The sequence below is a fragment of the Pseudoalteromonas sp. MB41 genome, assembly GCF_020966275.1.
Lineage (GTDB): Bacteria > Pseudomonadota > Gammaproteobacteria > Enterobacterales > Alteromonadaceae > Pseudoalteromonas > Pseudoalteromonas lipolytica.
On the sequence record NZ_JAJJZF010000003.1, the window covers coordinates 241,209 to 264,858 of the forward strand.

At 42.1% G+C, this 23,650-nt stretch carries 20 protein-coding genes and 1 rRNA gene; 16 read left to right on the plus strand and 5 right to left on the minus strand.

The window, feature by feature from the left end:
* Positions 1–99 precede the first annotated feature (99 nt).
* The 10 genes from nrdR to LPA49_RS06375 all read left to right on the plus strand — a co-directional run bounded on the left by nrdR (position 100) and on the right by LPA49_RS06375 (position 10,435).
* A complete protein-coding gene (gene nrdR, locus LPA49_RS06330) occupies positions 100–549 on the plus strand; it encodes a transcriptional regulator NrdR (RefSeq protein ID WP_036966316.1) in 450 nt (149 codons plus the stop codon).
* A gap of 2 nt (positions 550–551) precedes the next feature.
* Complete coding sequence (ribD, locus tag LPA49_RS06335) at positions 552–1,691, plus strand: bifunctional diaminohydroxyphosphoribosylaminopyrimidine deaminase/5-amino-6-(5-phosphoribosylamino)uracil reductase RibD (RefSeq protein WP_036966319.1); 1,140 nt, start codon at positions 552–554, stop codon at positions 1,689–1,691.
* A gap of 4 nt (positions 1,692–1,695) precedes the next feature.
* Entirely contained in the window at positions 1,696–2,349 is a 654-nt protein-coding gene (locus LPA49_RS06340) for a riboflavin synthase (protein WP_036966322.1), read from the plus strand.
* A gap of 42 nt (positions 2,350–2,391) precedes the next feature.
* Positions 2,392–3,507, plus strand: coding sequence for a bifunctional 3,4-dihydroxy-2-butanone-4-phosphate synthase/GTP cyclohydrolase II (gene ribBA, locus LPA49_RS06345; RefSeq protein ID WP_065979732.1), 1,116 nt, complete (start codon positions 2,392–2,394; stop codon positions 3,505–3,507).
* A 230-nt stretch (positions 3,508–3,737) separates the two neighbouring features.
* A complete protein-coding gene (gene ribE, locus LPA49_RS06350; RefSeq protein ID WP_036966328.1) occupies positions 3,738–4,202 on the plus strand; it encodes a 6,7-dimethyl-8-ribityllumazine synthase in 465 nt (154 codons plus the stop codon).
* A 15-nt stretch (positions 4,203–4,217) separates the two neighbouring features.
* Entirely contained in the window at positions 4,218–4,628 is a 411-nt protein-coding gene (gene nusB / locus LPA49_RS06355; RefSeq protein WP_036966330.1) for a transcription antitermination factor NusB, read from the plus strand.
* Positions 4,629–4,672: 44 nt separating this feature from the next.
* Complete coding sequence (gene thiL / locus LPA49_RS06360) at positions 4,673–5,647, plus strand: thiamine-phosphate kinase (RefSeq protein WP_036966332.1); 975 nt, start codon at positions 4,673–4,675, stop codon at positions 5,645–5,647.
* The gene (locus LPA49_RS06365) at positions 5,644–6,129 is read left to right on the plus strand and encodes a phosphatidylglycerophosphatase A (RefSeq protein WP_036966334.1); all 486 of its coding nucleotides are present in this window, start codon (positions 5,644–5,646) and stop codon (positions 6,127–6,129) included. The genes thiL and LPA49_RS06365 overlap by 4 nt, the downstream gene beginning before the upstream one ends.
* A 33-nt stretch (positions 6,130–6,162) precedes the next feature.
* A complete protein-coding gene (locus tag LPA49_RS06370; protein ID WP_065979734.1) occupies positions 6,163–9,249 on the plus strand; it encodes a ligand-binding sensor domain-containing diguanylate cyclase in 3,087 nt (1,028 codons plus the stop codon).
* 73 nt (positions 9,250–9,322) lie between these two features.
* On the plus strand, positions 9,323–10,435 hold the full coding sequence (locus LPA49_RS06375) for a hypothetical protein (protein ID WP_036966338.1): 1,113 nt from the start codon (positions 9,323–9,325) through the stop codon (positions 10,433–10,435).
* Between the two features lie 76 nt (positions 10,436–10,511).
* Here the strand turns inward: LPA49_RS06375 and LPA49_RS06380 are convergent, their stop codons facing one another.
* From LPA49_RS06380 to xseB, 4 genes are all read right to left on the minus strand, one after another.
* Positions 10,512–12,692, minus strand: coding sequence for a hypothetical protein (locus tag LPA49_RS06380; protein WP_230235946.1), 2,181 nt, complete (start codon positions 12,690–12,692; stop codon positions 10,512–10,514).
* A gap of 234 nt (positions 12,693–12,926) precedes the next feature.
* Positions 12,927–14,789 (minus strand): 1-deoxy-D-xylulose-5-phosphate synthase, encoded by a 1,863-nt coding sequence (gene dxs, locus LPA49_RS06385; protein WP_180311054.1) that lies wholly within the window; start codon positions 14,787–14,789, stop codon positions 12,927–12,929.
* A gap of 88 nt (positions 14,790–14,877) precedes the next feature.
* Entirely contained in the window at positions 14,878–15,765 is an 888-nt protein-coding gene (gene ispA / locus LPA49_RS06390) for a (2E,6E)-farnesyl diphosphate synthase (protein WP_036966342.1), read from the minus strand.
* Between the two features lie 4 nt (positions 15,766–15,769).
* The gene (xseB, locus tag LPA49_RS06395) at positions 15,770–16,012 is read right to left on the minus strand and encodes an exodeoxyribonuclease VII small subunit (RefSeq protein WP_074988900.1); all 243 of its coding nucleotides are present in this window, start codon (positions 16,010–16,012) and stop codon (positions 15,770–15,772) included.
* A gap of 271 nt (positions 16,013–16,283) precedes the next feature.
* On the opposite strand from xseB, the gene pomA reads away from it, so the two are divergent.
* The 4 genes from pomA to LPA49_RS06415 all read left to right on the plus strand — a co-directional run bounded on the left by pomA (position 16,284) and on the right by LPA49_RS06415 (position 20,560).
* Complete coding sequence (pomA, locus tag LPA49_RS06400) at positions 16,284–17,051, plus strand: flagellar motor protein PomA (RefSeq protein ID WP_036966347.1); 768 nt, start codon at positions 16,284–16,286, stop codon at positions 17,049–17,051.
* Between the two features lie 2 nt (positions 17,052–17,053).
* A complete protein-coding gene (locus tag LPA49_RS06405) occupies positions 17,054–17,977 on the plus strand; it encodes a flagellar motor protein MotB (protein ID WP_036966350.1) in 924 nt (307 codons plus the stop codon).
* Positions 17,978–18,106: 129 nt separating this feature from the next.
* A complete protein-coding gene (locus LPA49_RS06410) occupies positions 18,107–18,583 on the plus strand; it encodes a hypothetical protein (protein ID WP_036966353.1) in 477 nt (158 codons plus the stop codon).
* Between the two features lie 66 nt (positions 18,584–18,649).
* Positions 18,650–20,560 (plus strand): DNA topoisomerase III, encoded by a 1,911-nt coding sequence (locus LPA49_RS06415; RefSeq protein WP_065979737.1) that lies wholly within the window; start codon positions 18,650–18,652, stop codon positions 20,558–20,560.
* An 11-nt stretch (positions 20,561–20,571) separates the two neighbouring features.
* Here LPA49_RS06415 and LPA49_RS06420 read toward each other — a convergent pair whose 3' ends face one another.
* On the minus strand, positions 20,572–21,882 hold the full coding sequence (locus LPA49_RS06420; RefSeq protein WP_074988898.1) for a M20 family metallopeptidase: 1,311 nt from the start codon (positions 21,880–21,882) through the stop codon (positions 20,572–20,574).
* A gap of 83 nt (positions 21,883–21,965) precedes the next feature.
* On the opposite strand from LPA49_RS06420, the gene LPA49_RS06425 reads away from it, so the two are divergent.
* Both LPA49_RS06425 and LPA49_RS06430 read left to right on the plus strand, forming a co-directional pair.
* Complete coding sequence (locus LPA49_RS06425; RefSeq protein ID WP_075594062.1) at positions 21,966–22,823, plus strand: tetratricopeptide repeat protein; 858 nt, start codon at positions 21,966–21,968, stop codon at positions 22,821–22,823.
* 652 nt (positions 22,824–23,475) lie between these two features.
* Positions 23,476–23,650: ribosomal RNA gene (locus LPA49_RS06430) — 16S ribosomal RNA — on the plus strand; the annotation flags it as partial.

Sequence of the window (23,650 nt, forward strand, 5' to 3'; positions counted from 1 at the left end):
AAACCGTAATTAAGATAACAATAGTGTTGTTTTTTGCTATTATAAAGGCCGCTTACTAAGCGGTCTTTTTTTGTTTTTTATAAACGGAAGTTTAACCTTATGCATTGCCCTTTTTGCACAGCAAAAGATACTAAAGTAATCGATTCACGACTTGTTGGCGGTGGTCACCAAGTTAGACGCCGTCGCGAATGCAACGAATGTCACGAGCGTTTTACCACCTTTGAAGGTGCTGAACTTGTTATGCCAAGGGTGATAAAGCAAGACGGTAGTCGAGAACCTTTTAACGAAGACAAATTATTAAATGGTCTGCACCGCGCATTAGAAAAACGCCCAGTGAGTACAGAGCAAATCGAAGAAGTCGTTAACGTGATTAAATCACAGCTACGTGCCACCGGAGAGCGTGAAATCTCAAGCCATTTAATCGGCGAGTGTATTATGGAATCGCTCAAAAAGCTTGATAAAGTAGCTTATGTTAGGTTTGCCTCAGTATATCGCTCATTTGAAGATATTCGTGAGTTTGGCGAAGAAATTGCCCGTTTAGGTGATTAAGCATGTCGTTCACTGAACTTGATAGCATTTATATGGCACGCGCTATTGAGCTTGCCAAACAGGGCCGTTTTACCACGACGCCAAACCCTAATGTGGGTTGTGTACTTGTTAAAGACGGCCATATAGTTGGTGAGGGTTTTCATCAACTTGCCGGGCAGGGTCATGCCGAGGTGAATGCACTGGCCGTTGCTGGCGATAATGCCAAAGGGGCAACAGCCTATGTGACGCTTGAACCTTGCAGTCATTATGGTCGTACTCCGCCCTGTGCTGAAGGCCTAAAAGCGGCTGGTGTAAGTAAAGTGATTGCTGCAATGGTAGACCCAAATCCAGCAGTCAGTGGCCGTGGCTTACAAATATTGGCTGATGCAGGTATTGACGTTGCCTCTGGGTTACTTGAGCAACAGGCGCGCGATTTAAACAAAGGCTTTTTGAAGCGAATGGAAACAGGGTTGCCTTTTGTTACCTGTAAAATGGCCTGTAGTTTAGATGGAAAAACGGCACTTAATAACGGTCAAAGTAAATGGATCACGGGTCCGCAAGCACGCCAAGACGTTCAAGCATTTCGCGCACAAAGCTGCGCAATTTTGAGTGGTGCAGATACTGTTATCAGTGATAACGCCAAATTAAATGTGCGTACTGAAGAGCTGCCATTTGCAATGCCAACATCATTGCCGATACGTCAGCCAACACGTGTGATTATCGATTCGCAAAACAGACTCACCCCAGATCTCGCTTTATTTAGTATTGAGAGTCCGGTGATTATTTTCACAACACAGCTTGATAATCAGCAGCAATGGCCACATTTTGTAAAACACGAAGTGGTGGCAGCTAACAAGAATAAAGTTGATTTATCGGCCGTTTTAGCACGGTTAGCCGAATTACAATTTAATCATATTTGGCTTGAAGCAGGAGCAACCCTAGCGGGCGCTTTTGCACAGCAAGACCTAATAGACGAATACATTGTTTATATTGCCCCAAAGTTAATAGGTGATATGGGCAAAAGCTTACTAAACTTTGCAGAAGTAACAGCCATGGGTGATGTCACTCAATTAACGTTTACCGACACACAGATAATTGGCGACGATATCCGCTTAACAGCGTACAAAGCAAAGCAAGCCACACACACTGAAGATAAAGAGTAGCATTATGTTTACTGGAATAATTGAAGCAACAGGTAAAATTGTTGAATTAACACAAAAACAAGGTGATCTCGCTATTCGTATTCAAAGTAATGATTTGGATATGAAAGACGTAAAACTAGGCGACAGTATTGCAACAAATGGTGTGTGCTTAACAGTGGTTACTAAACATAGCGATGGCTTCAGTGCTGATTTATCAAATGAAACCATTAGCCTGACAGGGTTTGCGCACTATAAAAAAGGCCAAACCGTGAATCTAGAAAAGGCCATGCAGCCAATTTCTCGCCTTGGTGGGCATTTAGTGTCAGGCCATGTTGATGGCATCGCGACAGTTGAAAGCATTACCGCCAATGCCAGAGCAACAGAGTACTGGCTAAGTACCGACCATAATTTAATGAAATACATTCCGTATAAAGGATCGGTATGTATTGATGGAATTAGTTTAACAGTGAATGAGGTCGAGCAAAATCGCTTCAAGCTGACCATTGTTCCACACACCGCTGAGCAAACGACGATTGCAGAATTTCAAGTGGGCACGCAGGTTAACTTAGAAGTTGATCAAATTGCTCGCTACTTAGAGCGCCTGATCAAAGGGGCTGAACAACCTTCCCGTTCAGACATATCTATGAGCTTGTTAGCGCAAGCTGGTTTTATTAAATAAGCGAAGATACGTCATTATTAATCATACTCTCATGGGCACATTATGAATTTACACAGCGCGCAAGAAATTATCGATGACATTAAAGCCGGTAAAATGGTTATTTTAATGGACGATGAAGATAGAGAAAATGAAGGCGATTTAATTATCGCAGCAGAGCACATAAGTGCAGATGCTATCAATTTTATGGCAACGCATGGTCGTGGTTTAATTTGTTTAACCATGACTCAAGAGCGTTGTCAGCAGTTAGAATTACCGTTAATGGTTAAAAATAACGGAGCGGCTTTCTCAACAAACTTCACAATGTCGATTGAAGCTGCAAAAGGCGTAACAACTGGTATTTCAGCTGCAGATCGTGCACGCACAGTGCAAGCGGCCATTGCGAAAGGAGCTGTGCCAAGCGATATCGTACAGCCGGGTCATATTTTCCCTATTATGGCACAACCTGGCGGCGTTCTTACCCGTGCGGGTCACACTGAAGCGGGCTGTGATTTAGCGCGCTTGGCTGGTCTTGAGCCTTCTTCTGTTATTGTTGAAATTCTCAATGCCGATGGCACCATGGCCCGTCGTCCCGACCTTGAGGTGTTTGCTAAAGAGCATGGTCTGAAGATTGGTACAATTGCTGATTTAATCGAGTACAGAAATCTAAACGAAACCACCATTGAACGTGTTGCAAAATGTAAGTTGCCAACCGATCACGGTGAATTCGATTTAGTCACGTATAAAGACACCATTGATGGTCAGCTCCACTATGCATTGCAAAAAGGCGACGTATCGAAAGATGACGCTACGTTAGTACGTGTTCACTTACAAAGTACGTTTAACGATATTTTACTGTCAGACCGCAGCGCAGATCGTAGCTGGAGTTTATCAGATGCAATGGCCTATATTGCTGAGCATAACGGCGTATTGGTTATCTTAGGTAAACAAGAATCAACCGAAGATCTTGAAGCAACGGTCAAAGCATTTGCAGCAGAAGATGCGGGTGAAAATGTCAGTCATCGTAAATTCCAAGGCACGTCACGCACTGTGGGTGTGGGGTCACAAATTTTAGCAGACCTTGGCATTGAGAAAATGCGCTTGATGAGTCGTCCGAAGAAGTATCATGCATTGTCTGGTTTCCACTTAGAAGTGGTTGATTACGTTGAGCCGCAGTCTTAATTAACGCACAGCTTAGTTAACAAAATTTACTAGCAAGCTAATTTTAAGGCCAAGGTATTCTTGGCCTATTGCATGTAAATTCAAGGCAGTAAGCGTTGAAAGTAACCGCTGGAGATAGATTTATTATCCAGAGTTCAGGTTAACTAGGCGACTTTTATATTTTTGTGGTATTATGCGCCGTAATTTTTGCGCAATCGCAACCGCTTAAACTTATTTTTTAGGGTTATTAAATGAAAATTATTGAAGGTAACAAATACGCACCGGGCAAAAAATTTGCCATTGTCATTTCACGCTTTAATGACTTTATTGGTAGCAGCCTTTTAGCAGGTGCTGTTGATGAGCTTAAGCGCACAGGTGGTGTATCTGACGACGACATTACTGTTGTTTACGTACCAGGTGCCGTTGAATTACCTTTAGCAGCGAAACGCGTTGCAGCAAAGAAAGAACATGATGCAATCATCGCCCTCGGTGTCGTGATCAGAGGTGGCACACCACACTTTGATTTAGTCGCTGGCGAATCAAACAAAGGTCTTGCACAAGTATCACTTGAGTACGATATCCCGGTTGCATTTGGCGTATTAACCACTGAAAGCATTGAACAAGCAATCGAACGCGCAGGCACCAAAATGGGCAATAAAGGCGGCGAAGCTGCTTTAGGCGCGCTCGAAATGGTTAATGTGTTAGACAAAATTTAAGTTTAAGGAATCTCTGTGAAACCAGCAGCAAGACGTAAAGCACGCATCTTAGCACTTCAGGCCGTATATTCTTGGCAGTTAAGTGCCAACCCAATTGCTGATATCGAACAGCAAATGTTAATTGAAAATGATGTGACTAAAATCGACGTCGAATATTTCAAAGACCTAGCACGTGGTGTTGTTGTTAATTGTAAGCAACTTGATGAGATTGTTGCACCACATTTAGCACGCCCTGCTGATGAGTTAGATATGGTCGAAAAAGCAATTTTACGTCTGTCTGCCTATGAGCTTAAGTTCCGTGAAGACGTACCCTATAAAGTAGCAATCAATGAAGGTATTGAGCTTGCGAAAATGTTTGGTGCTGAAGACAGTCATAAATTTGTCAACGGTGTACTTGATAAAGCAGTTAAAGAACTGCGTAAGTAAGTAACCCCGTAGAGGAGAGCCGGCTTGGGCCGGCTTTTTTGTGTATGAAGGAATTTGAATTAATCAATCGTTACTTTAAAGGTCGCGGTATTATCCGCCGTGATGTAAACCTTGGAATAGGTGACGATTGTGCGTTGGTCACCGTGCCTGAAAACTGTCAGTTAGCCGTGACAACTGATACCCTTGTTGCAGGAGTTCACTTTTTTGATGATATCTCTCCTCGTGCACTTGGACATCGAGCACTGGCCGTCAACTTAAGTGATTTAGCGGCGATGGGTGCAGAGCCTACGTGGATTTCGGTTGGTTTAACTTTGCCAGAAGCAAACGTTGAATGGCTTGAAGAGTTCACTGAAGGGATGCATGAAATTGCCGAATACTTTAATGTGCAAATTATAGGGGGAGACACCACGCAAGGGCCTCTCACCATTACTATTTGTGCAAAAGGTATCGTACCGCAAGGCAAAGCTCTGCGTCGCAGTGGTGCAAAAGTGGGTGATTGGATTTACGTGACAGGCCCCTTAGGTGATGCAGGTGTGGCGATTGAAGCGCGCAAGCAAGGTTTCAATATCGCACCAGAGCATTTATCGTATTTAAATAATCGCTTTGATTACCCCGCTCCTCGTGTTGCCGCAGGACAAGTATTGCGTGGTGCAGCATCTGCAGCAATCGATATCTCCGATGGCTTGTTGGCTGACTTAGGGCATATTTTAGCGCTTTCTCAAGTAAGCGCGGTTATAAATGTTGATAAAGTTCCGGTGTCTGACGCCGTGAATGCGTCAATTCCGCGTGCTGAGCAGTTTGATTATATTTTAAATTATGGTGACGATTACGAATTACTTTTCACTGTGCCAGAAAGTAACAAAAGCATGGTGGATATGAAGCTTCGTCAGTATGGCGTTGAAGCCAGTTGTATTGGACAAATCAAAAATGGCGTAGGCGAAATTGAACTTTTACTTGATGGTGAAAAATTTAACTATCAAGGTAAAGGATTTCAGCATTTTACGAAGGAGCCGGTTTGAGCAGTAACCGTTTATTCAATTTAAAACGTCCACATCAATTTTTTGGTTTGGGTTTCGGTTTAGGTTTAGCGCCTAAAGCGCCGGGTACATTTGGTACTTTTGCTGCGTTGCCACTAATTTTTACTACAATGTACTTTCCACTGTGGTTGCAAATTGTGTTTGCTGTGGTGATTAGTGTGTTTGGTATTTGGGCATGCGGTAAAACAGCTGATGACTTAGGGGTACATGATCATCCTGCCATTGTATGGGACGAAGTAGCTGGTTATTATATCACCATGATTGGTGCTGCTCTCAGTTGGCAGTCACTGTTAGTTGGTTTTTTATTGTTCCGTTTTTTTGATATCGCTAAACCAGGCCCAATACGTATTCTTGATAGACGTTTACATGGTGGTCTGGGCATCATGGCTGATGATATTCTAGCAGGTGTATTTTCATTGATTTGTGTTCAAGCTTTGTTTAAAAGTGGCCTTTTACCTTTTTAAGCAATGAATTAAGGTTTTCTTGGTGGCAAAGGTATGATGCGATTTCTAGTGGTTTGTTTGTTGATGTTTTGTAGCACGTCGGTGTTTGCATCTATCACTGAGTACGTTGTCAAACAATGGAATATCCAAAATGGCTTGCCATCACAATCATTAAAAAGCATTGCGCAAGACGAACAGGGTTATATGTGGCTAGGCACCCAGTTTGGTCTTAGTCGTTTTGACGGTAATACATTTACTAACTTTAATACACAAAATAGCGATTTTTTACCAAGCAATGGTATCAACAAGTTATTAGTTGATAGTGATGGTTTGCTGTGGGTTGGCACCAAAAATGGGTTAGTCACACTCGACCCCGAAACCATGATGTCGCAAACTTTCAATGTGAAAGGCCCCGTGCGGGACATTTTAGAAGACTCAAAGGGCAGTATTTGGATTGCTGCGAATGGTCTTTATTATGTCGCTCGTAATCAGGTAGCACTGCAACAGAACTCAGCCTTAAGTGTTCCGGTGTCTAACGCGACCGCAATCACGCAAATTGTGGGTTCTGTCAGTCAAATGGCGCTCTCTCCTGAAGGAATTTGGCTGGTAAATGAACGTCACTTACTGCGCTTAACCAATACCTCATCTGATTTTGCGAAACTGCGCTTAGAGTTAACCGCAAAAGTCTCACTTCCCGAGCGTTTAGCACAAACGATTATTCATGATATGGCTTGGCTTGAAGGTAACTTGTATCTTGCTTCTGAGCTGGGTGCTTACTTTCTTGATTTAGACGATGAACTACGCCCATTTCCTTTGCCTAATGCGAGTAACTCGGCGGTGTATAAATTCATGAGTGACTCCGATGGTGCATTGTGGATCTCAACCTATGGGCGACTCTTGTTCCGTGATAACTCGGGTGACTGGCAATGGGTAGAGCCGAGCCAACTTGATCAAAGTATTTGGTTTGCAGATATCTTCCGCGATAACCAAAATAATATTTGGTTAGCAAGCTTTAGTGAAGGTTTATGGCTTGCACATGAAGGGCGTATTGAGCGCCACTCAGCAATTTCTAACATGACCGAGGCGGTAATGGCGATAAGCCAAGCCCCCGACGGCAAGCTGTGGGTTGCTAACCGAAGTGGTGTTGGCTATTTCGATTACAATAAAAACTTTGTTAACAAAATCCCTAGTAATCAATTTGGTCGTGCCGCCGTGCACGATTTGCAGTTTGATGGTGATCGCCTTTATATCGCAACAGGTCGTGGCGTTTTTTATTACGAGAACCAAAGTTTATATACGGTGCCCGGCCGTGCATTACGAGACAACCCAGTGTTTGCTATTAGTCGCTCCAATAAAGGAGGATTTTGGTTAGGGACTGGGCGCGGTATGTATCGTTTAAGTTACGGGGGGCTTACTCCATTTGCCTATAACGCGTTCCTTGGTAGTAAATTTATTACTTATGTTCTTGATGAACAGAACTTTGGTCTTATCGGAACCAGTAAAGGAGCTTACTACTTTACCGACCGCGGTATTGAAAAAATAGGCGACCAAACAAGCTTAGAAAGTGCCTACGTCACCAGTATTTTAAACATTGAAGGGGTTGGCATTTTAATAGGCTCATTAAATGACGGCTTATTTTATCGCAGTACAAAAGGGCAGTGGCGGCAGCTTGATGCCACCGATGGTTTACCTTATGGCTCTATTTTTAGTCTAGTGTATGACAAGCAGTTGAAGCGTATTTGGGTTAGTACCATGAAAGGCGTATACCGTATGCCGGTTGAACAGTTTGGTACTGATATTGAAAGCTTGAAAGTGGAGCAGGTTATCTCATCGTTTGATCGTCAACTCGATGGTAAAGCGAGTCAATGTTGTGCGGGGCTTGGCCATGATGCGGTTGCAGATACAGGAAATTCAATTTGGTACCCAAGCTTGCAAGGTGTTGTTGAGATTCCGAAAAGTGTAGAACTTTTTGGAGTGAAAGCATTAAAGCCACGTATTGAAAATATTGTTACTCCATTGCGCCATTTGAGCACCGCAACATTAGGTAACAAACCTGAGCTGCAAATAGATGAGCGTGACATAACGATTAAGTACACAGCGATTGATTATTATGCGCCTTCGAGTATTGAATTTCGTTATCGATTAAGCGGATTAGACAATGATTGGCGATACGCGAATACGCGACGTGAAGCTATTTATACTAACTTACCCCCTGGTTCTTTCTTATTTCAGCTTGAAGCAAAACGCCGGGGTGAAGATTGGAAAAAAGCACGCCGAACAGAGTATTCATTTATTGTACCGCGCCGCTTTGATGAGACTATTTACTTTAGGTTGCTGATCACCAGCAGCTTTATTCTATTGTTTTATCTTGTATTCTGGGTGTTTAGAGCGCAAGAGAAGCGTAAGCAATTGGCGCTGGAAAGTTTAGTTACTGAGCGTACCGTAGAGCTTCGTGAGGCTAACGATAAACTTAACCAAGTGAACTCGCAGCTTAAGTTAGTCAGCCACTCTGATGAGCTAACGGGGCTTCGTAGTCGTCGCTTCTTATTTGATCAATTACCGAAAGACATTGAACACTTTCAGCGAAATTCACAGTCATTGCAGGCACAAGGTAAATCGTTGGTACTGTTAATTATTAATTTTGATAATTTTAGCCGTATTAATGACGCGTATGGTCCGCTTGCAGGCGACAGCTGTTTACAACAAATGGCTACGTTGCTTAATAGCCGTACTCAAGGTTCCGACTACGTGGCTCGATGGAGCGGCGATGAGTTTTTACTCTTACTGCGCGATTTTAAACGCACCGCGATAGATGATTATGTTGCAGAATTATGTGAAGCAGTGGCGAGTAACTCATTTAGGTTACCAAATGGTGAGTCGACAACAATCACCGCATCAATCGGTTGGTCGTTTTATCCATTGCCTTTATTAGGCGGCCAAGTAATTGGCTGGGAAACGTCTGTCAATTTAGCTGATATTGCACTGCATCAAGTTAAAAAGCGCGGGGGTGATGGTGTGGCTAATATTACCTTTGATGAGCAGCTAGATGCATTTGAGTTTGAACAAACCAATAATGTTGATCAGCAACTCAGTGTTTTACAAGAGAATGGCCTAGCAGACATCAAGATTTGGATGCGCTAGATATGATTTTTTGATTTACTAATATATAGTGGTGATAACATTTTGTTGGAGTTGTATTTAAAAGGAATGAAATATGAAAACAATGAAAGTAATTTTAATTTCCCTTTTGTGTCTTTATTCGTTTAGTGGTGTAGCAGATATTCAATCTGAGGCTTTTTTTTGCAAGCAATGTACAAGTAAAGACATTGCTAGAACAATAGCAAAAAATGAGTACGTAAACCCTAAGAAGTGTTACCCAGAAGACCCTAACCGTCCAATGAACGATGCTAATATGATTTGTAGCTCTGTTCAGAAAAATGTGGTTTTAGTTAACCCTGACACGAAAGCTGTTTATAGTTTTTTATTAGGGCACAGTAACGTTGCTCCAATTTTTCCTACCCTAGCATTAGACATGACACTGAGCCAGAATCAAATTGAAGGCTACCAAGCTGTTGTTGATTACAATGCTGCGCTTAATTATGCAGTAAGCAATATTCAAAATTATAAAGCAATTAACTCTCAGTATTTAATGACTTTTAATGCAAAGGCTACGCGTACATCTTCATCGGCATCTTGCCCAGATAATTCAGCTTTATCCATCATAGTCGAGCCGAATAAAATAAATCAGCTCAAAGAGTTGATGAATTTATCTCTAATGTTTAACTTAGAAAGTTCTCCAAGCGCAGACGTCTTAGATCGTATTAACAATTCAGGGCGAGTCAGCTCCACTAGTGTTGGAGTTAACCTAATGGGTGTAAATTTCACCGTACAATACACTGATGAAACGAAAAAGCCTACCCTAATTTGGGAGTTTGAACAAAGCGAAAAAGAAAGTTCGTTTAAAGATGGTTTAGTTTTTGATTATGAAATCTACCTTCATGATTCTAATGGCGCGCCACGTGCCCGTTACACTATTATTGATGAAGCATCGAGAGTTGCAGGCATGACTCTTTCAGCTCTAAAAGGGCATGATGCAGGACCTTCAGTAATTGACAATGAATGTACTCTAGATAAGTTAGCAGAATTGAATGAAACAGGCATGTTCACTAATTCAAATGGAGATGTTTTAGGTTTTAATGGTTCAGATGGGGCTACAAATACTGTAATTAACGGTGCTGGAAGCGGTAGAACATGCACAATCTTTTTTCAGCAATATGGAACTGGTGACACTATAGTATTCCGTGTTCCTAGGTCAATGTGTAATTAAAAATGCCTTGTCTATTACTAGAGAAGGCATTGTGAGGCTAACCAGGGCGCTTGTTACCTAAGCCCCCTTTTTAGTTTTAATGGTTAAGCCAAGCCGGTAAAATAGCCACTGACTCTGGTGCCGTGAATGAGTAACTCACAGTCGCGGCAATATCACCACTTGGGTTATTTAAAATATTATCGAAGCGCATTACCAAACCATTCGACTTTTCAGCGACATATAAATGGTTGCCTGTATACATAATATCAACGGGGTTACCAAGCTGACTAGCAGGCCCTGCAATGTTGACGCTTACATTGGTTAAGCCGCTTGCTTTTGATGCGTCATTTAACACGTAAATTTTACCGTCGGTAGCATCGGCTGCACTGCCTACATCTGACACTATCAATGAATCACTTAGAGGACCATAATCAATACCATGAAGGTTAGTTGGCGCTGCAAACGCCGTACCACCGGATGCTGGTGTGATCAAACGGTCTTCTCCAGTGATGGTTGTCATGCCTGCCATTAATTTGCTTTTCACTTCGTCAAATACTGCAACTGTGCCATTAGTCAGGGCAACAAATGCTTTGTCTGTTGCAGGATCATAATCAACATCCCATGGGCGAGCACCGCCATTGGCTGTTAAAGTCATGAGTGGGCTAACATTGCCCGTTGCACAGCTCGAAAAGATTAAAATACCAGGGGTTGTGGCATTAAATTCAGCCACAAATACCATGCCATTATCAGAGGCCACATCGATACCTTTAGGTGAAATGATACCTGTATTTGCTCCAGTGATTAGCCTGTCTTGGCTGGTTGTAAATGTGTCGCCATCACGATGGGTTGCTACTTTGTTCGAGACAACGAGACCGCCTATTGATGTCGTTGCATTATCGTACGTGGCATAGCTTGTCCCTGATTTGTCGAAGGCGACACTTTCAATGGTTTGACTTGCATTATAGCTGGCAAGCTCTGCAGTCAAGGGGGCATTAATACGACTAATTTGACCGGTTGTAGCGCCTAGTACAGCTGGGTTACTACTGACAGCAACGCCCAATAATGGCATGTTAATCATGACGCTGTCAGAGCTATCTTGCATACCATTGTGCATGACTGTAGGTGTGATTGATTCAGGCTTTGTGGTTGCTGTCACTAAGTCAGGAGCAATATCACCGCTGTCACCAGCGAAAATATTGCTAAACACGAGTACGGCATCATTTGATTTTTCGGCAACACGTAAATCACTGCCTGTCAGACTAATATCAACCGGATTGCCAAGCATAGACATTGGGCCTGCGATATGGCGGTCAACTGTGACCATGCCATCAGCCTGTGATGCATTTGAAATAACAAAGAGTGCACCGTCGGTTGCATCAGATGCACTTCCTACATCAGAGAGTACTAATTTATTAGTATGTGATTCAAGCGAGATGCCATGAAGGTTCACTGATATTTTGGCGCCGGTTTCATCGCTAGGGGTAATTGTCCGCGCGGGTGTGGCTGCAAAGCCGCCCATTACATAGTTATCATATACGGCCACATCACCATTAGTGAGTGCAACGTATAATCGGTCGTTAATTTCATCGTAGGTTAAATCCCACGGTTTTGCGTCTGTCACTGTGCTGGCCAGTGGTGCAACATCTCCTGCGGCTTCTTTACCGAACACCGTTACTTGCATACCATTAAAGTCAGCAGCAAAAATTAGCCCGTGCTTGTTTGAAATAGTGATGCCTTTGGGGTTGACTAAGGTGCTGTTTGTACCTGATATCATTCTATCAACGTCACTGTTATACATCCCGCCATCACCTCGGCTGAGAATCTGACACACTGTGCTGATTGCCCCATTGCCCGAATCGGCTGCTTGTACAAGGTTACCTAAACTGTCGAATACGACACCTTCATTTGCCCCAGTGTTAAAACTTGAAAGCTTAGCGGCATTTTGATTGATAACATTGACTGTCCCCGTATTTTCTTGGCCATTATTAGCGAGAATAAAGGTGGCAGCTGCAAAACCGGGTGCACCATCGTTACCATCCATACCGTCTGAACCATCAGTGCCATTTGTACCATCTTGACCGTTAACACCATTGGCTCCGTCAGCACCATCTTGACCTGCAACACCCTGAGCACCCATCGCACCGTCTTTACCATCGTCACCACTACATCCACTTACGCCGAGTAACACGGCTAGTGTTAATGCACAAAGAGTAAATTTTGTTGGTGTTGAATCTGTGTGAGTATGTAGTGCTATTTCATCATTTTTAAACGCTTTCATTTGTTCATACCTTATTTAATAATCCATCAAAAAGTGAACAGACAACGTGTAGTGCTCAGAACCGCTTTCAAAAGCATAACCCTTGCTCACGAGTTAACCTCATTGAGTAAACGGGGAAGAGGGGAGATTGGATGCAGGAAAAAATAACTTTTTTAGTGTTTGTTTTTATATTATTGATTTTAAAATTAAAAAAAGGAGCATTATGCTCCTTTTTATTTGAACTGATTGTGTAAGTTAAGCAATAAAGGCTTTAATGCTGGCTAAAATACCGTTTGCATCTAGGCCCATTTCGGCATGCATTTCTTCCTGCGTACCGTGCTTTATAAACTCATCAGGAATACCCAAATTCAAGATAGATGCATTGGCTTTAATGGTAGCAAGGTATTCATTAACTGCAGAACCTGCACCGCCAGCAATCGCGTTGTCCTCGAGAGTTACAATCACATCGTGCTCGCTTAGTAAGTCGCTAATTGCCTGTGTATCGAGTGGCTTAATAAAGCGCATATCAAGCAGGGTTGCATTTAATGCTTCTGCGGCAAGCTGTGCATTATCTAACAAGGTTCCAAATGATAATATGGCCACCTTGTTTCCTTGTTTTATTGTACGGGCTTTACCAAGTTCAATTGCATGCATCTGTGCTTGCACTTCACAATGGCCAGCGCTACCGCGCGGATAACGTACCGCAACCGGTTGATTACATTGATAGCCAGTATAAAGCATTTGGCGGCATTCATTGGTGTCACTCGGTGCCATGATGATCATGTTTGGTATACAGCGCATAAAGCTTAAATCGTAAGCACCTTGGTGTGTTTCACCGTCGGCGCCAACAATACCTGCACGGTCAATGGCAAATAAAACAGGGAGGTTTTGCAGTGCAACATCATGAATTAGTTGGTCATAGGCACGTTGTAAGAAACTAGAGTAAATAGCAACGACAGGCTTTAAGCCTTCGCACGCAAAACCTGCAGCGAGTGTCACGGCGTGTTGTTCTGCAATGGCAACATCGAAGTACTGTTTAGGAAACTCTTTTGAAAAGCGTACCATGCCCGAGCCTTCTCGCATTGCAGGGGTAATTGCCATGAGTTTGTCGTCTTGTTTTGCCATGTCACAAAGCCAATCACCAAACACATTCGAGAATGTGGCTGCGCCCGGTTTTGATTTAGGCAATTTTGACATGCTAGGGTCAAATTTCGGTACCCCATGGTAGCCAATAGGATCCGCTTCAGCAGGTTTATAACCTTTGCCTTTTTGCGTTTTTATATGCAGTAATTGCGGCCCTTTAAGGTTACGCATATTACGCAGGGTATCGACCAACATATTCACGTCGTGGCCATCTATTGGGCCGATATAGTTTAAACCTAACTCTTCAAAGAAAGTGCCTGGTATGACCATGCCTTTCAAGTGCTCTTCCATTCGGCTGGCAAGTTCTTTTACGGGGGGTAAACCCGAAAGTAGCTTTTTACTGCCTTCTCGGATATTGGTATAGAAACTACCTGATAAAATGCGAGCGAAGTGGTTGTTTAATGCGCCCACGTTTTCTGAAATCGACATTTCGTTATCATTTAAGATAATCAGCACATTTGGGTTTACATCACCCATGTGGTTCATCGCTTCAAATGCCATACCCGCAGTAATGGCACCATCACCAATTACGGCAACTGTTTTTCGATCTTTACCTTCTTTTTCTGCCGCAATTGCCATGCCTAGGGCTGCAGAAATAGAGGTGCTAGAGTGACCTACACTGAATGTATCGTATTTACTTTCTTCACGGAATGGGAAAGGGTGTAAGCCATCCTTTTGACGAATCGTATGCATTTGGTCACGACGACCCGTTAAGATTTTGTGTGGGTATGCTTGGTGACCCACATCCCATACTAAACGATCTTCAGGGGTGTTATAGACATAATGCAGCGCAACAGTTAACTCAACAGTGCCTAATCCTGATGCTAAATGACCACTACTTTGCGAAACTGAGTTCAAAAGGTATTCACGTAACTCTTTACTAAACGCAGGTAATTTGTCTTGCGCTAAATCACGCAGTTGTGCTGGTTCGTCAACCAAACTTAATAATGGATACTTGCTACTATCAAGTGTCATGTTTTTTATACATCCTTCGCTAACCAGAGTGCATTATAGCCCATAGCGGCTCTGATTTTTTAGTTATTTTGTCTTTCTTTTGTAGGCACTAATATTTACGTTCAACTATATAGCTGGCAAGGCTTGCCAACTCATTTGTGTCGTAATCTATTGCCTCAAGAGCCTGATGAGCTTGGGCAAGTAAATCTTGCGCTTTTTGTTTAGCACCTGCCATGCCTAATAAAGCAGGGTAGGTTGCTTTATTAGCCGCAATATCTGACCCTTGAGGCTTTCCTAATGTTTCAGTATCAGCTTCAACGTCTAGGATATCGTCTTGTACCTGAAAAGCCAGACCTATCGCTTGACCAAATAGATTTAGTTGCTGCAATGTATGCTGATCACAGTGAGTCGCGCACAAAGCTCCCAGTGTAATTGCACAATTTAAAAGCGCCCCGGTTTTCAGTTGGTGGATACGTTCCAATTGCTCAACACTGATCACTTGATCGGTAGAGACAATATCCAGTGCTTGTCCCCCAACCATACCTTCAATACCTGAGGCTTTGCTTAATGAGGCTATCATTTTAACCTGTTGTGTCGCTGGCACCGTAAATTGATGATTAGCAATTAAATCAAATGCAAGCGTTTGCAGTGCATCGCCGGCTAAAATTGCCTGTGCTTCGCCATAAACAATGTGGCAAGTTGGTCGGCCTCGGCGTAAATCATCATCGTCCATTGCTGGCAAATCATCGTGTACAAGTGAGTAACTATGGATACACTCAATGGCTGCTGCAAGTACATCTAAATCGGCTTTGTTTGCTCCCATCATACGACCGGTTGCGTAAACAAGGTACGGCCGTAAACGCTTCCCCCCATTTAAAACACCATAATGGGTTGCGTCTTTAATTGTTTGTTCGGTATTAAGTGGCTGATCAAAATAGCGATTTAACATGGCTTCAACATCGTGTTGAGCACGTTGTAGTTGTTCTTTTAATTGCACTGAATTAGTCCAGGTTTGAATCAAAGTTGCTCAGAGGAGCTTGGCTATCGTTGCCCATTAAAATGGCCACTTTTTGTTCTGCTTGCTGTAATTTACCTGATGAGGCATTTGCCAGTGAAATACCACGTTCAAACTGTTTAAGTGACTGTTCTAAAGACAGTTCACCTTGCTCCATTTGCACAACTATTTGAGATAATTCATCCAGCGCTTCTTCAAAGCTTAAGTTTTCTGGTTTCTTTGCCGCCATTGTGGCCTCGATAGCTATTAGAAAGTGAGGCCAATTTTAGGGGGAATGCTAAACTAGGTCAAAGAATGATGTGTTTTTTTACGCATAAAGCGATTTCGATATGCTATTTTTACGCTTTTAGATACAGCTTAAACTTGTAGCTTAAAAATCTTACATTAAAATAAAATTAATTCATTTAATGATTTAAGTAATTCAATTGCTTGCCGATAAGCAGTTAATAATAAAAATTTGATGCCTGAGGGTGTCGTGTTATTTTCCTCTGGAGGGGTATGTGGATTTAGCAACCATAATAGGTATTCTTGGTGCCATAGGCTTAATTGCTATGTCGATGGTGTTAAGTAGTGACGGCCAAGTTGCAATGTTTTACAACACACCTTCGGTGGTCATTGTATTCGGTGGCTCGATTTTTATTGTGTTATCAAACTTCACCATGGGACAGTTTTTGGGGATAGGGAAGGTTGCAGCTAAAGCCTTCATGTTCAAAATTGAATCTCCAGAAGAGTTAATTGAAAAAGCAGTTGAACTAGCTGACTCTGCACGTAAAGGTGGCTTTCTCGCGCTGGAAGAGGCTGATATCCCCAATGCGTTCATGCGAAAAGGGGTTGATATGCTGGTTGATGGTCATGATGCCGATGTTGTGAGGGCTACGCTACAAAAAGATATTTCTTTGACATCTGCACGTCATGAACATGGTGCCACTTTATTTAAATCGCTTGCTGATATCGCCCCGGCAATGGGTATGATTGGTACGCTGATAGGGTTGGTTGCGATGTTATCAAACATGGATGACCCTAAAGCGATTGGTCCTGCTATGGCGGTGGCCTTACTTACCACCTTATACGGTGCATTTTTAGCGAATGTTATTGCTATTCCAATCCAGGTAAAGCTTGAGCTTCGTAAAGACGAAGAAGCACTAAACCAGCGCCTCATTTTGGATGCGGTTTTAGGCATACAAGATGGTCAAAACCCGAAAGTAATTGAAGGGATTTTGAAAAACTATTTAGCCGAATCTAAACGTAAAGTAGATACTGAGGAGTAGGCATGTCTGATCAAGAGTGCAAATGTCCGCCCCCTGGCCTGCCAGCTTGGATGGGCACGTTTGCTGACTTAATGTCGTTATTAATGTGCTTCTTTGTACTCTTACTTGCTTTCTCTGAAATGGATGTACTTAAGTTTAAGCAAATAGCAGGCTCGATGAAGTTTGCTTTTGGTGTGCAAAATAAGATTGAAGTAAAAGATATTCCCAAAGGAACCTCGGTGATTGCAATGGAGTTCACGCCAGGTAAACCTGAGCCCACGCCGATTGAAACGATTCAACAACAAACCGTTGAAATGACTCAGCAAATGTTAGAGTTTCAAGCGGGTGATGAAAGCTCTGCTGGTGGTCGCCAAGAGCAACGAGGTAACAAGCGCGGTGGTGAATCGCAAAGTACTGCGCAAGAGCAAGCGATGGAGCAGTCAATTTCAGCGGCTGATCAAGAGCAAACTAATGAGCTTGTGAAAAAAATTGCTCAGCAATTAGAGCAACAGATTATGGATGGGGCGATTGAGCTTGAGTCGCTTGGTCAGCAAATTATTATCCGTATTCGTGAAAATGGCTCGTTCCCATCGGGCAGCGCATTTTTACAGCCTAAATTTAAACCTATCATTCGTGATATAGCGACCTTACTTAAAGACGTACCTGGTGAAATTACGGTGTCTGGCCATACTGATGATTTTCAGGTTTCTAATGAGCTATACACCAATAACTGGGATTTATCTTCGAAAAGAGCGGTGGCGGTTGCCAGTGAAATGGAAAAAGCCTCAGGTTTCGATAAGTCGCGCATGGTGGTTGTCGGGCATGCTGAAACACGGCCGCTTGTTCCCAATGTGACCGATGAAGATCGCCGACGTAATCGACGTGTCGAGATCTCTATAATGCAGGGTAAAGCGCACGAGTCAGACCCTATTGATGTGAGACCATAAATCTATTACAGTAAAACTTCGTTAACAGATGTAATGGAGTATACAAATGAAAAAAATAGATAAGTACTGCTACATGCCAGGTAATGGTAGTGGTGATGATGATGATAAAACTGATTAAGGTAGGTAATTTTGCCTGATTGGTTTGGCTCCATCATATCAATATTAAATAATAGCTGGGTATTCATGTTGAGCCCAGCTATTTTCGTTTTCTATCTACAAAAAGACTGGTTTGCCTTTCGGTTTGCACTAATCACAGCCTGCTTCTTTTTATACGGCACGTTGATTCATGACCATTTACGTGGTTTTGATGATATTTATGTCTGGCGCTATGTAGTGTGGGCTTTCAATGATATTGCTTGGATGGCTGTAATTGCGTATTTAGGGATCAAAGATAAAGTTTATTTGTGGCAGAGTGTGTTGGGTCAACTTGTTGTTATTATGGCCCCTATTTTACAACTCTTTCGTTTAGTCGATCGTCACCTTTGGGACTTATCGTACAGCACATATATGTATAAGACGCTGCTGCCTCTCATTAATATTGCTACTGTTATTGTGTGTTATTTACCACTGATTTACTTACTAACACGGCGAGCAAAGCACGCTTAACTTATTCCTAAGTTAAAAACCCTATGCTAGACTACTGTTCATATAAACAGTATCTAGTGTTGCTTTATGAAACTTTACATTGCCGAAAAACCTTCTTTAGCACGCGCTATAGCAGATGCGCTGCCAAAACCTCAAAAAAAGCAGGATGGTTTTATTGAACTTGCCAATGGTGATTGTGTTTCATGGTGTATAGGTCATTTACTTGAGCAAGCTGAACCTGATGAGTACGATGAACGCTTTAAAAAATGGCGTTTTGAACATTTACCTATCGTGCCAGAGCAATGGCAACTAAAGCCAAAACCAAAAACGCGCAAACAACTTACCGTTTTAAAAAAGTTAATCAAACAGGCTACTCAGATTGTACACGCAGGCGATCCTGACCGCGAAGGGCAATTACTTGTCGATCAAGTGATCGATCAAGTTAAACTTAGCCAAGCAAAAAAACAGCAAATACAACGTTTACTAATCAGCGATTTAAACTTAAATGCAGTAAAAAAAGCACTCAATAATTTGCGGTCTAATCGCGAGTTTATTCCTTTAAGTGTCTCTGCTTTGGCTCGTTCACGCGCTGATTGGTTATTTGGCATGAATTTGACTCGTGCTTATACATTAGCCGGTCAAAAAGCTGGATTTGGTAATGTGTTATCTGTTGGCCGTGTGCAAACGCCTATTTTAGGTTTAGTCGTCAACCGTGATAATGAAATTGCTAATTTTACAGCCAAGCCTTTTTATGAAGTATTGGCCCATCTAAAAACCCAAAACCAGCAAACATTTACAGCTAAGTGGCAACCGAGTAAAGCGTGTGAGCCGTATCAAGATGACGAAGGTCGCGTGTTGCACCGAGGACTTGCAGAAAATGTTGTATCGCGAATAACTGACCAGCCTGCAACGGTATCAGAACTTGAGCAAAAGCAAAAAAAACAACAAGCACCTTTGCCCTATAACTTATCCGCTTTACAAATAGATGCAGCAAAAGCGTTTTCGATGCCAGCACAAAGTGTGCTCGATATCTGCCAAAATTTATACGAGCGCCATAAATTAATTACTTATCCTCGTTCAGATAATCGTTACTTACCAAAAGATCATCACCGTGAGGCTGCGGGCATTATTGCTGCAATTGCGCATAATGATGGACAACCTAATGAAGCATGCAATAAAGCCGATAGCAGTAAGCGAAGTAAATGTTTTAATGATAGCAAGGTCGCTGCGCATCATGCGATAGTGCCAACAGTTAAACAATTACGTACTGCAGCCTTAAATGCCGATGAGCAAAAGGTTTATAGACTTATTTGTCGCCAATATTTAGCTCAGTTTTATCCAGATTATATTTTTAATGAAACCAAAGTGAGTGTGATGATTGCGGGCGGGCTTTTTAAAACAACAGCTAAGCAAGATGTTAGTCTGGGCTTTAAAGCATTAATGGGTAAAACAGAATTAAAGGACGAACAAACACTTCCTCCATTAGAAAAAGGCCAGCAACTGCATTGTTACGAAGCTCAGCTCGTTGACAAAATGACGTCACCGCCCGCGCATTTCACAGACGCCACTCTATTAAGTGCTATGACGGGCATTAGTCGTTATGTAAAAGATTCAGAAATCAAAAAAATACTGAAAGAAACTGATGGACTTGGAACAGAGGCCACGCGAGCGGGCATTATTGAGTTACTCTTTAAACGACGTTTTCTAAAACGCCAAGGTAAAAGTATTATTGCTACAGAAACAGGGCAAGCGCTTATAAGTGCCTTACCTCTTGCGTTAGCGAGTCCTGATTTAACAGCGAAGTGGGAAGCTTCTTTGAGTAACATTGCTGAACAGCAAATGAGTTATCAGCAATTTTTAACACCGCTACTTGATGAATTGCAACAACTTGTAGAACAAGCCAAACACTGCGATAGCCAGGTATTTGCGCAACTACCAAAAACGCCACCTAAGCGGCGTTTTAAAAGAAAAGCAAAATCTAAGGCTAAGCCAGCTTAGCCTTAAAATAGTTATTGATTGAATAATGCGACAGCGGCGTTGCTCATCGCAGTTATTCCTGTGGGTAGGGCTTTTTTATAATCTGGCGCAAATTTACTGGAGTGCAGTGAAGGTAAAGTGCTACCCGATTTTATTGCATCATTGTACTGGTTAGGTTCGACACCCCCTAACCAAAATAGCGTGATAGGGACATGGTGCTCTGTACGGCCATACAAACCAAAATCTTCACCTGCCATTACTGCATCTGCATCAAGTACATTTTCTTCACCAAGTGCACTGGAAATCGCATTACGTACAACATTTGTTTGTGCGGGGTTATTATAAGTTGATGGAATAGACTCATCTTCATGAACGTATACCTCTGGGATTAAGCTTTCATCCAAACCAGCACTCAGTGCAATACCTTTACTAATTCGTTTAATCGCCGCAATTTGCTGCAAACGTACTTCGGGATTATAGCTGCGAAGTGTTAATTGCAGTTTTACTTCATCAGAAATGACATTATGTTTAGAACCACCATGAATAGAGCCAACAGTAATGACCGAGGGTTCTAATGGAGAAAGCTCGCGACTCGTTATTGTTTGTAATGCTAAAACAATGCGCGAAGCGATAACAACGGGGTCAATTGTTGTATGTGGGTAAGCACCATGGCCCCCTTTGCCTTTTACAGTGATATCTACAGAGTCAACACTGGCCATGGTATATTCATTTTTCATGCTCACTTTCCCCGCAGGGACGCTCGCACTAACATGCAGCGCAATGACATGATCTGGGGTCGGATATTGAGAGAAAAGTCCTTCTTTTAGCATGGCTTTTGCACCGCCACCAACTTCTTCAGCGGGCTGTGCTACCATCATTAGCGTGCCTTGCCATTGATCTTTGTGAGATATTAATTGCTCTGCGGTCCCAATAAAAGAGCTCATATGGATATCATGGCCACAACCATGCATCACACCAACAGTCGCACCGCTGTCATTTTTCACAGTGACTTTAGAAGCGTAAGGCTTTCCCGTTTGTTCAACAATAGGTAATCCGTCAGTATCTGTGCGGATCATGATAGTTGGGCCTTCACCATTTTTATAAAGGCCTACAACCCCGTAACCACCCACATTATCAGTCACAGTAAAACCAAGCTTTTTAAGTTCTTTTGCTAGTTTTTGACCTGTTTGCTTTTCGTGATAAGACAATTCGGGTGTTTGATGTAAATCTAAATAAAGCTTTTCGATATTTGGCATTGATTGCGTTAGATTTAAATCCAATGATGCGGCGTGAGCAAGTGGACTAAGGAGTACTAATGCAGCACATATGCGCGATAATTTCATAATGACCTCGACTGAGTGGGCTTGTAATTGTTATGTTCGTCACCATATAAAAACCTAAATGAATATATAGTGCAATCGATCACATGAACAATATGATAAATCTTACACCGCAGAATCTGCAGCAAGCATTGGGTGAAACATCTTCAGAAAAACTAGTGCTACTTAGTTTTTATTCTGCACAAAACCCAGAATGTCATCAGCAAGCTGCAATTTTAGAGAAAATAGCCAGCGAATATGGTGAGCATTTATTAGTAGCAACACTAGACTGTGATGTGGAGCAAGCGCTGGCGTCGCAATTGGCACAACAAATTGGCTTGCAAGCTTTGCCTACATTAGTATTGCTAAAAGATGCTGCTCCTGTTGATATGTTGCCAGGCGCACAGTCTGAGCAGCAAATTCGTGATGCACTTGCAAAGCATTTACCTGCACAACATGAGTTATTACTTGAACAAGCTAAACAAGCCTTAATTAATCAAGATCTAAACAATGCTTTTAATTATGCCAAGAAAGCGTATGAGCTAGACCCAAGTCATACGCGCGTAAAATTAGTGCTCGCGGATATTTGTATTCAAATTCATAAATTAGATGATGCGCAAGCTTTATTAGATTCAGTTGATGAAAGCGAGCGCGATGCTTATTTTACAAACATTAAAGCTAAATGTGAGCAGGCATTGGCAGCAACAGACTCACCAGAGATAAAAGCGTTACAAGTAAAAGTAGAAAAGTACCCGAACGATTTAGAAATAAAGCTGGAATTAAGTAATGCATTTAATGGAGCAGGGCGCAAAGAAGAAGCATTAGAGTTATTGTTTAATGTACTTAAGAAAGATCTAAACTTTGCAGATGCAAAACCAACATACCTAGAAATTATTGCTTCATTACCAGATGGTGATGCGTTAGCTTCAAAGTATCGTCGTAAACTCTACAGTATCTTGTATTAATATTTAGAAAATGAAAGAAAGCGTCATTTAAATAAGGGCGCTTTTTTTATTTTTAAAACTTGCTTATTACCTAATTTCGATAATACTTAAGATCCTCTCGAGAAAAGTTGGCTGTATTTTGTACAGTAAACTGTGTTTTTTACTGCCTTTAGCTTGTTTTTTGCGCGAAAGGTAAGTTTTTAGTAGTTTTCTGCAAAAAAGTGCTTGCGTAAAAAATCCATCTCCCTATAATGCGCATCCACTGACACGGCGGGCAGCAACGAAAGACGCTGAACAACGTAGCAGAGAGTTAAGTAAAACTTCGGTTTTAAGTCTTCGAAAGAAAGTTTGAAATTAAGTGTTGACTCGAAAAATTAAGGATGTATTATACGCATCCCTCGAGACGCGAAAGCAACTCGAAACGTTCTTTAACAATATAAAGCAATCATCTGTGTGGGCACTCGTACAGATTGAGTTCTAACAGTCGAGCTACTTAGGTAGTAAGACAAACAAATTTAGAGTCTCAATGTTTTTTCCTTTAATGGAAAGTGAGTGACCAACGGAAATAAGTTTACTTATTTCAGCACAGTCAATTCAACATCGAAAGATGTTAAATAAATTCAGAATTCATTGAGCATGTCCGCTCCCTTATGGGAAGGACAGAAAAAACTTTTAATTGAAGAGTTTGATCATGGCTCAGATTGAACGCTGGCGGCAGGCCTAACACATGCAAGTCGAGCGGTAACAGAGAGTAGCTTGCTACTCTGCTGACGAGCGGCGGACGGGTGAGTAATGCTTGGGAATGTACCTTATGGTGGGGGACAACAGTTGGAAACGACTGCTAATAC